This window comes from Fibrobacter sp. UWP2, from assembly GCF_900141705.1.
Classification (GTDB): Bacteria; Fibrobacterota; Fibrobacteria; order Fibrobacterales; family Fibrobacteraceae; genus Fibrobacter.
In genome coordinates this window covers 59,744-70,446 of record NZ_FQYM01000014.1, presented here as the reverse complement: position 1 = coordinate 70,446, position 10,703 = coordinate 59,744, and the positions used below count along the sequence as shown (strand labels likewise).

2 protein-coding genes are annotated in these 10,703 nt (G+C 50.9%); both read right to left on the bottom strand.

The features are described 5' to 3' along the window. Nucleotides 1-349: 349 nt before the first annotated feature. Nucleotides 350-6,034: a cadherin repeat domain-containing protein gene (locus tag BUB55_RS08265; RefSeq protein WP_083596937.1), complete on the bottom strand. Its 5,685-nt coding sequence runs from the start codon at nucleotides 6,032-6,034 to the stop codon at nucleotides 350-352. A gap of 272 nt (nucleotides 6,035-6,306) precedes the next feature. Further along, nucleotides 6,307-10,611, bottom strand: a complete 4,305-nt coding sequence (locus BUB55_RS08260; protein ID WP_143152975.1) for a cadherin repeat domain-containing protein — start codon at nucleotides 10,609-10,611, stop codon at nucleotides 6,307-6,309. Nucleotides 10,612-10,703 lie beyond the last annotated feature (92 nt).

Sequence of the window (10,703 nt, the reverse complement as noted above, 5' to 3'; positions counted from 1 at the left end):
TTGTGTTTGATTTGTGGTTATTTCAAATCTAAAAATTGGAACATCCTATTTTTTTACCCCCTTAGTGGAATTTGCGAAAGAAAATATACGTTACCATCGTCCGCGGCAAAGGCCGGAACCATTCCTAACAAGAGAAGCGCGATTGCTCCCAATTTTTTCATAATTAACCCACGGGTTGGTCGAAGGATTAGTTTACTTTTTATCCTTACATTACACACACGCGACCAAATTTAGAAAAACTGGACAATATAACTTTTATTTTTCTTACAAACACAAGAAAAAACGGGAGAAAACCTCCCGTTTTTGTCTTTTTCGCCCCGACCTGGGCCTCAGGTCAGGCTTTTTTTCGTTATTTTTTCTTGCTATTCGGGCGTTTATAGCCGAAGGGCTTGAGCAGATCGTCGGAAGTCTTGCGAACGGCGCCCTTCTTCTGGTTCGGGTTGTTCCCCTGCACCGGGGGCAGCGTGCAGCTCAATTCCGACTTCAGCTCAACCTCTGTCTTGTAGACGTAGGCACCAGTCGAGTAGAGACGGCCGTTTTCGGCACGCACATAGCCTTCCTTATCGGGCTTCATTTCAAAGTACATGTTGAGCAAGCCGGCCTCGTCGACAAAGTCAGGATCGTTCAACTCCTGGGTAAACGTGAAGTAGTCCACAAAGGATCCCAGGGTGGTGAACACCCAAATCTTCACCTTCATCTTGGTGTTGTAGAGGTTCGCCTTGCTAATATCCTTTCCGTAGGAGCTGGCAAATTCTTCCGTGCAGTATTCCTTGGTGTACTCTTCCACAGACATCTTCTTGCCATTGGCGGCGTCCACGCCCTCGAGGTTGACCAAGCCGTCCTTGCCGACCAGGTCGTCCAAGGTTGCAAGGCCGCCCACAGAGTTGTACACCGGGAGCTTGACGTCTATGCCAAGAGTCGGGCCCAAGTGGTCATCATGTCCAGGATACGGAGCCGAGCCACTGCCGTCCTTCGTCTTGAAGGAGCCGCCAACCTTGGTTTCCACTTCCTTGTCCGTCTTCGGGTTCTTAATGGAAACCGCGAAGGTCTGTCCTTCCTCGGGAGCATTGTCGTCGCCATAGTATTCCGCAACCCTGTCTGCATCGGCAAAGGTCACCGGCTTCTCTACAGCGATCTCCACGTCCTTCGCATCCTTCATAATCACATACACCGTGTCTGCAGCCATGTTGCCAGCCTTGTCCACAAAGAAGCGCACAATCGTGTTCGCGCCTTTCTCGAGGCCCTGCACTCTCAGCGTATCCTGCAGCACAAAGTCGGCGCTGTCACCCGTGGCACTCACGTACCACTCCACCTCGGCCATGTTCGAGGTGAGCACCTGGTCATTCGTCGGGGTCTTGATCCAGACCAGCGGCAGCTTGGTGTCGAGAACAATCGAGAGCGACTTGGTAGCAGAGTTGCCGTACTGGTTCACGTAGGTATAGCTCACCTCGTAACCAACATCGCCGCTGGAGTTCTTCACCATTTTGCCCTTCTCGTTGACCGTGTAGGCAACGTTCACGGAATTCTTCTGCTTGTCTTCGTAGTCATAGCTAATCGTGTAGATTCCGCCGTCAGCGGATTCCAACGCATGGCCTGTAGCGGCGTCGGCCTGGAACGAAATCTTCACTTCCTTGCCGCCAATGACCTTCGTGTAAGACACGGTCATCTCCTCTTCGCCGCTCTCGCCCTTGAGGATGTCTCCGTCCATATTGGTGTAGTAGGTCACCGTCACGGTATCCCCGGCAAAAATTTCCTGGTACGACACGGCTATCTTCTCGCCGTTGATCGGCGTGCGCACTGCACCGCTCGGGTTTTCCTTCAACGGGAGCGTCGCATCGGCGATGGCGCCCATGGTATCGAACGTCTTGGACGGCACGCTGACCGTATCCAGTTTAAGCTTGACTGTAAAGGAGTCCTTGGACTTGGTCACCGGATCTTCCACCGTAACCGTCACCTCGTGATCCTTCGTATTCACAAAGAATATCGCGCTGTCCTTAGCATCGACCTGTTCCTCGATGGTGTAGATGTTCACGTCAAAGTCCGGATCGGTGGTCTTTGAAACCGTCACAATCGGAGTCGAGGTGCTCAGGAACACAATGAGCGTATCGGCGCCTTCCTCGTCGGTGGTGGGATCCTTGAACGTCTTGATGATGATGTTCTTGCCCTCGGTCAACGTCGTGTCACCCTTCATGAGCTTGCAAGACGAAGTATCGCCGCCGCAAGCCTTCCATTCCAGTTCAAGCTCGGAGAGGTTCGTGTAGATGGTGTCCTTGAGTACCTCGCACTTCTTTCCGCTCTTGTCCCAGCACTTTTCGGGGTTCTCGGCCTTCGTGATTTCAACGGTGGACTTCTCAAGCACATTGCCCACCTTGATAGTCACGGTAGCCACGTCGGTGTAGGTGCCGTCGCTCACTTCGACCTTCAGCGTATACACGGAATCCTTTTCGTAGTCCAGGTTGTCGATCAGCTTGATGGTACCGTCGCTCAGCACCTCAAACTTGTCCGTCTCGGTGAGGTTCTTGTAAGTGAGCGTACCGTATTCCGGATTCTTGGTGTCGGGATCGCTCGCCTTCACCTTGCCCACTTCGGTTCCCACGTCAACGTCTTCCTTCACAGAGAAGCTCTGATCCGACACGCTGGGAGGCTCGTTCACGTCGTCGATTTTCACGGTAATTTCCTTGGTCTCGGACACCCCTCCGGCATCCGTCACCTTCACGGTGATCGTCGTGTACTGGACTTCCTCGTAATCAATATCGGCATCCTTCTTTACCGTAATCACGCCATTGGAATCCACTTCCACGTATTCCGAAGTTCCCACGAGTTCAAACACCAGCTTTTCGTCATCGCCGTCCTCGTCAACAGCCTCAAGTGTATCTACAACCGACCCGCTTTCGCTGTTTTCTGCAACGGTCACCGTATCGGTTGTAATGCGAGGAGGCTCGTTGGCGTCCTTCAGCACGATAGTCATCGTGTCGATGGCAAAGAGCTCGCTGCCGTCCTTGGCAGGGTTCTTGTCGGTCACCTTGACAACCAAGGTAAACACAGTGTCGCCGGTGGCGGCACGGGTCTCGTAATCGAGTACTTCCTTGTTCCTGATCGTTCCGTCTTCGTCGATTTTGAACAAAGTCGTATCGCCGCCCACTGCCGAGTAAATGTGGATCTTCTTGCTTGCCGCCGAGTCCATGTCGGCAGAAACCACCTTGCCCACAACAGAACCGACATCCTTCTCTTCGTAGGCGTCAAAGTCCTGCGGTCCAACGATCGGGGATTCGTCCAAGTCGATCACACGGATAACCACGTCGCGGGTCGCCGTCTGCACCACATAGCCCTTGGCGTCCTTCCCTGTATCTGTGTCTACAACGACGCCGTCCGAGACCACCACGGTAATCTCGTAGCTGTCCACCCTCTCGTAGTCAAAGACCATGGGATCCTTCACCGACACCACGCCGGTGTTCGGGTCGATGGTAAAGAGACCGCTCGTATCCTTCGAAATCTCATATATAAGCTTCTTGGTCGTATCGGTGCAGGTCGCCCTCACGGCGCCCACAATCACGTCGGCAGGGTTGTTCTCGTCCACCGCGCCCTGGTTCCTTTTGTCCAGGTTCACAATGTTCTTGAGGGTATCGTCACCCACGATGATTACCTTCGACGTGTCGTCGATCACCGGGCCGTCGTCAACATCACCCACATTGATGGTCACTGTGGCGTAGGCTTCCAGCGGGTACGTCCTTTCACCCGTCACCGCATCGATCACATAGACCGAGGTGTCGCGGACGCGCACATCGAGCGTAAGGACGGAATCACTTTCGTAGTCGATCAAGTCGCCGTTCTTGATGGTAATGAACCCGCTCGCCGAATCCATGGCGAATATGGCAGTATCGCCGCCAACAACCTCGCAGATGTTGTGCTTTACGAATTCACGCTCCACAGTCTTGGCGTTAAGCGTGTCTATGTCGCCCCTGACCAGCTGACCCACAACGGCGCCCGTCTTCTTGTCTTCACGGACCTTGCTGGGGAGCGTCTGGTTCTCGATAGTCGGGCTTTCGTTGACGTCGTTGACGCGGACGCCAAAGTTCTTTGCAGTGAAGCCGCCATCCTTATCGTAAACGGTAATTTCAATAACGTAAACCTGTTTGGCCTCGTAGTCCACTGCGACACCATCTTTCAGCTTGACTACGCCCGTATTCTCATCCATTACAAACAACCCACTTTCGTCGTTTGTAATGAAGTAAGTCAAATCTTCAACACTGGTTTCGTCATCGGTCGCCGATATAATGCCAGCAAGATCGCCATTCACATTTTCGGTCACATTCAGAGTGTCACAAGAATCGTCAAACTTCGGAGAATGGTTGGGGTCATCGATATTTTTCAACTTGATGCCCACAGAAATCGTCGAGTTGAAGTATGCGACATCGCCATACTTAATCACCGCACCCTTGAGGTCAATGATGTTCAGGTTCATGTATTCATCGGGTTCGACAAGGCTATCGACTTTCACCCGGATCCAAGCCATGTTGGCGCTATCGGTGGGAACCAAGGATCCCCTGGGAATCAAAACAAGCCCAGTATCGATGCCGCAAATAGGCAAGTCTCCATCGGGGTTCAGCAAATCGTCGGGATCAGCACAACCGCCCATACCATACCTGGAATACCTACAGGTATCTGTAATCGTCGTGTCGATACGAACAACGCCATCCACCTCCACCGTATCGAAATCCATCTTGATGTGGTCGATAAATGAATAGCAATACTTGAATTTGACGTCAGTCAACGTAGTTTTGCTCAATTCAAACGGAACTGTATCCAACTTGTCCGATTCCACGTACTCACGCCCGGCAAAAAGGCTCGGGTCAATTTCGGGCGGGTCAAACGGCACATAGCGGAAATCACCTTGAATGTCGTGTTCGAATTCCAAATTAGTGGCCAAAACCTGTCCAGCCAATTTAAAATGCCCAGCAAGAGAAATCGTTCCCGCAGAAATCCACGAGCCCTGGAAATTCGCATTAACCCAATAATTCCATTTAATATCCTTTTGGGTGTAGAACAGCAAATCACCGGCATAATCGGAATTGTTCACCTTGTCGAACTCATTGAAATTGGTCAAATCCCACTTTTGTGTAGACTTGTTATAAACCGTACCTTTTTTAACATAAACTACTTGTACGTTGAAATTATTTACAGCATTTTGAAAGTTAAATCCATCTCTAGAATAAATACGGGTAAGTTTTCCACCAGGAGGCATCAAAATATACAAGTGCTTATTATTTGTACACGTTACATTAATTGATTCCGTATACAAATCATACATGCCACGCTCGCTCTCCACTACACTACTGTCGGGAGGAACATGGATAAAATAATCTTCTGGGCTACAAGAAGTCATTTGAATGGCAGGTTCCCATGAATCGGGTTCCGGCCACACCGGTACAATAAGGTTGGTGTCCAACGCCGGGACTGATGCGGGACAATCAGCATAATCCCCTGCTTTTTTAGTCAAAGTGTAGCCATCGTTATAAACGTATCCCGTAAGCAACGCATCCCATGCATTGAGGCTACCATCATTGTATTGACTAGAAATAGTGCCGCCAACACACCAATTCCCTTCCATCACATTATTCTGTTGTAACGAAATCTGAAGGTCGTGAACAACTCGAACGGGACCTCCTGAAATGGTATCAGCCGAAGAGTTTTCAAATGACAGATTACCGCCAATAAGCGTAGGACCACCCAAATGGTGTTTTTGGTTTTTCACTACCATACTACCATCGGCAGTACCATTATAGCCAATATCATCAGCAATCGAGATGGTATTATTAGAAAAATCCAACTTATGGGTTCCCCACAGCTTGTACTTCATCAATTCATTCCATGCCGTATCCATGAGAGCGGAGTCAGCCTTGGTATAGGAACCGTCAGCACCGCGAGTGCCCACGTTTTCAAAGTACATGGGCCAAGACGACGCTGCAAAAGTCTGCAGCGCGAGCCCAAGCATAAGCACGGGCAAGAGCGTTAATTTGTATTCAACCGTTTTCATAGCCAAATCTCCTAATGGAGCAACATTCACTCTTCCTTATATTCCAAGTTGGAATACGCCGGAAAACCGATGTTGCCATCTTGTTACACAATAAATATACCCCTTTTGTTTACGAAAAGCAACATTCAGGGGCATTATTGTATTGTTTTTTTTAACAAAAACGTGTGATTTATATCCCCTAAACACGCACATTTTATCAACAGCGTAAAAATTGGTACAAAAAGTTCCGGACCGCCACTGGCAGTCCGGTCTGTTTTACTATTGAAAAAGGTCTACTTGGTATCGGGACGTTTGTAGCCAAACGGCTTCAACATGTCTTCGCTTACCTTGCGAACCGCGCCGATTTTACCCGAAGACGCATCCTTGAGCGGAGGCAGGTCGCACTGCAAGGTGGCCTTCATCGAAACCTCGGTCTTGTAGAGGTAGGCGCCGGTTCCATAGAGCCTGCCGCTCGCCGTGCGCACATCGCCGTTCTTGTCGGGCTTCATCTCGAAGTACAAGTTCAGCATGCCCGCTTCGTTCACGTAATCGGGGTTATCGAGTTCCTGTTCAAAGGTGAAGTAGTCCACAAACGAGCCCAGCGTCGTGAACACCCAAATTTTAACTTTCATCACCGTGTGGTAAAGGCTTGCACGAGAGGCATCGCCATTGAAGCTGGAGCGGAACTCGTCAGAGCAATGCTCCTCGACATATTCGTCCACAGGCATCTTCTCGCCACCGGCGGCATCGACGCCGTCCAGGTTCACAAGACCTTCGCCACCCAGGAGGTCGTCCAGAGTCGCAAGCCCCGACACGGCACTAACCACGGGAACCTTCGCCTCGACGGTGAGCGTCGGTCCAAGGTGTCCGTCCAGTCCAGGGTAAGGAACATCTTCGCTTCCCTTCTTGGTTTTAAAATCACCGCCAATCAAGGTTTCAATCTCGGTCCCCTTCTTGGGGTTCAAAATGGTAACGGCGAACGTCTGGTCCTTTTGGGGCGGGTTCACCGAATAGTACTCTTCCGCCTTGTCCTTTGTGACAAGCGTGACCGGAGTCTCTACAGCAATGTTCACGTCCTTCGCGTCCTTCATCACAACATACACAGTGTCGGCAGCTTTGTTACCGGCCTTGTCCTTATAGAAGCGGACTATCGTATTGGCGCCACGTTCCAGGCCCTGCGTGTTAAGGGTGTCCTGCTCCATAGCGCCCTTGCCGTCCATTTTGTCCACGGTCCACTTGACGTCAACGAAGTTCGAGAACAAAACTGCATCCATCTCCGGATCCAAAATTTCGACCTTGGGGGGGATCACGTCGAGCACCACACGGATGGTGCGGCTCGCCTTGTTGCCAAAGCTACTGGTATAGGTGTAGGTCACCTCGTAAGCAACATTGTCCTCGGCATCGTGTACCACCTTGCCCTTGGAATCGACACCATAGGCAACATTCACCGTCTTGCCGCTCTTATCGGTGTACTCGTACGACACCATGTAAGTCTCGCCCGCTTCGGTCTTGACCGGTTCGCCCGTCAAGGCGTCCGCCCTGTACGAAATCGTCACCGAATCGCCATTGACCACTGTCTTGTACGAAACGGCAATTTCGTTTCCAATGACCTTGCCGGTCGAGTCTTCCACATACGAGACCAGCACGTCCTTCCCTTTCACCTTTTCGGTGTAGGTCACCAGCACCAGGCTGTCGTTGTACGGCGTGCGGATCGCCTTGCTCGAGGGAGCGTCGTTCAGCATCAGTTTTTCACCCGCAATGTCGTTCATCGCCGAGATGGTACTTGAGCTCACAGAGAGCGTCTTCAGTTTCACGTCAATGGTAAAATTATCTGTAGAGTAATTGACCGTAGAATCCGTATAGGTGGCGTCAAATATGGGGTCGCGCACCGTAATCGTGAGCTTATTGCTCGTATCCTTGACATAGAACGAAGTGTCGTCCTCGGCAATCTGCTCCACAATCGTGAAGATGTTGTCGGCAACTATATCATCGACCTTTGCCGCCATATCGACCTGCGGCGTCCTGGTACACACATAAATATACACGTTGCGCGTCACGCATTTGTCCTTGGTCTTGTCGCAGTACTCCAAGACAACCACATTCAAGCCCTCGTGCAGGTTCTTGACCGTTGTATCGGGCTGCGGGATGCCATCGGCAGTCCACGAGATGGTCGCCTCGTTCTTATTGATGTAGATGGTGTCGGTCTCGGCAACGTTGTAGTGCGAAGGACCGTTTGGAACAGCGACTTCGGGGACTTCGATCTTGGAAGTTTCCATGACGTTGCCAATCTCGATAATCACCGTCGCGGTATCGGTGTAGTTGTCGGGATCCTTGACGAGCACGACGAGCGTGTCGTACTTGTCGTCTTCGTAATCCATCAGCACCTTCGAAGTAATAACGCCCGAAGAGGCTTCGATGGCGTACTTATCGGTATCGCCACCGATTAGAGACAACATATTCTTCAAAAAGTCCTTGTTGTTGTCCTCGTCGTAAACAGGCAAGGTTCCCACCTTGGAGCCCACGGGCTGGTTTTCGCCAAACACATACGACGTATCACGAATGGTCGGCGGCTCATTCACGTCAATCACGTTGATCTGCACCCCGACGGTATCCAAAGAAGTCCCCTTGGTCACTACGACCGACACGTAGTAGCCCTCCGGAGTTGCCTCGTAGTTGATGGTGCTGTCGGCCTTGACCGTGATTTTGCCTGTGGTCGAATTGATAACAAAGGTTTGCGTGGCATCGAGAATTTCGAACTTCGTGATGCCGCCATTTTCCATTTGCCCCACAACGTCATTGGCAAGGGAGTTCTCCTTGATGTCGAACATGACCGAAGCCAGGTTGATGGTCAAACGGTAGGGGTCGTCCGAGGTCGAACCGTCCTCGTTCTTGACAATCTTGTACGTAAGGGAATCGTACGGGGCGCCAAATTCATCGAGGGCGCCAGTGAACTTGAGCCCTCCCAAAGAGGCCACACTGATTACGTCACCCGCTTTTACCGGTTCGCCGTTCAACGTAAGCGAGTGCGTCGGCAAATCCACAATCATCACAGAGTAATCCGTCAATTCCGTCGAATCCGGGTACATGGCGGGGAAACTCGAAAGGACCAGCGGGCTATTCATGAATCCCGTAATCACAAAGTCCTTGCCCAAGGGGTTCTTGGGGATGTTGGTGATGCTCAAATCGTACTTGTGGCAGTTGCCAGAGCGGTCGCCATCAGGGTAAATGGCAGCCTCCAAATCGCAGACCCACAGTCTAAACCCTTCCTTATTTTCGGAAAGGGCGTCGTAAGCTGCGTGCAAAACAATGGGATTAGCAAGGGAGGTTTCCCCTTTTTCAAAGTACGACGAGGCAAAATCACCAATAACACTTTCGCCTACCTGAGAACAAACAGGAATGTCGGCATCGGCAAGATCGGTACGATGTGCATACATGTTCCCATCGGCCTTTGCCAAGGCTGGGTCGGTGGCAAAGAACTCAAAGCAGTAACGGAAAGGGACCTTCGTAGGAGAAGCCTTGTCGAGAGTCAACTGAATGTCATCGCCAACAGTTTCATGGTCTTCTCGCAAGTTGCGATGCGTGCTCACGACCTTGGAGGCGTTAAAGGGCACGTAGCGGAAGTCGCCCGCCTTAAAGTGCGCGTCAATGGAAATGTTCTTGGCCAAAAGCTGGCCCGAAAAACTGTAGTGCTGCATGAACTTGATGGTGCCGCCCGATATATAGGTTCCCTGGAAAACGCCCTCGATTGCAGGGAAACTAATAGTATTGGGAGAGTAGAAGAGAATGTTGCCCGCATAGTCCTTGTTCGAGACGACAGCGTTCTCTTCGTTCATGGTGACAATGTTATGCGGAGCACCGCCAATCTTAAGTTCGCCATCAATAAAAATGCGAACCACCCTGCCATTGGGAATGCGAATGTAGAGCGAATCATTCAAGTCGTTCAGAACAAAATCCCCTTCCACATGAATGTCGTAATAGCCTTCGCCCTCGGGAATATCGATGGTCTCTATCTTGTTTCTGTACTCCACAGCAGGCCAAACAGCATCAAACTGGTAACCGGTGTAATCAACCGTAGGGACGTCCAGGGTCTTGTCTATCTCGGGAATATCGGGATGGGAACAATCCCGTGTTGCATTGCCTTTTGTCTCGGCGCGTTCAAACTGATTATAACCCTGGTCGCTACAAACATAGCCTCGCCAGGTGACATTATTGCTGTTATAGGCGTTACCCCCGATAGAAATGGTACCGCCAAAATGGCTAGGACCAGTCAAAACAGAATCTGTACCCGTATCGTTCAAAAATCCACCGCCAAAAGCGAGCGGACCGCCAATGTCATGCTTGTCGTTTCTCATGACAAAGTCACCAGCAGCACTACCGGAATAGCCAAGCGAATCGTTGATGTGGATATCCTGGTTATTGAACAAGACACCTGCTTGGCCAGCCTCCCCCGTCCCCCAGAGTTTGTACTTGATCAGCTTTTGCCATTCCGCATTCTGCGAATCAAAGTCGGAGTCGACGTAGCCAAAGACAAAGGGGACAACCTTCGTATCGGCCGCATGCGAACACACTGCAGCCAAGAGCAGAGTTCCCAGCGACACCCAATTAATTTTTTTTGACCAAAACCCAATCATATTTTCTCCGACTCAGTGGTTTAAATCGCGTACGCCAAAAAACATTGGCATACCAACCA

Coding starts and splice junctions, on each gene's coding strand:
- BUB55_RS08265 (WP_083596937.1), bottom strand. CDS start 6,034: ATGAAAACGGTTGAATACAAATTAACGCTCTTGCCCGTGCTTATGCTT.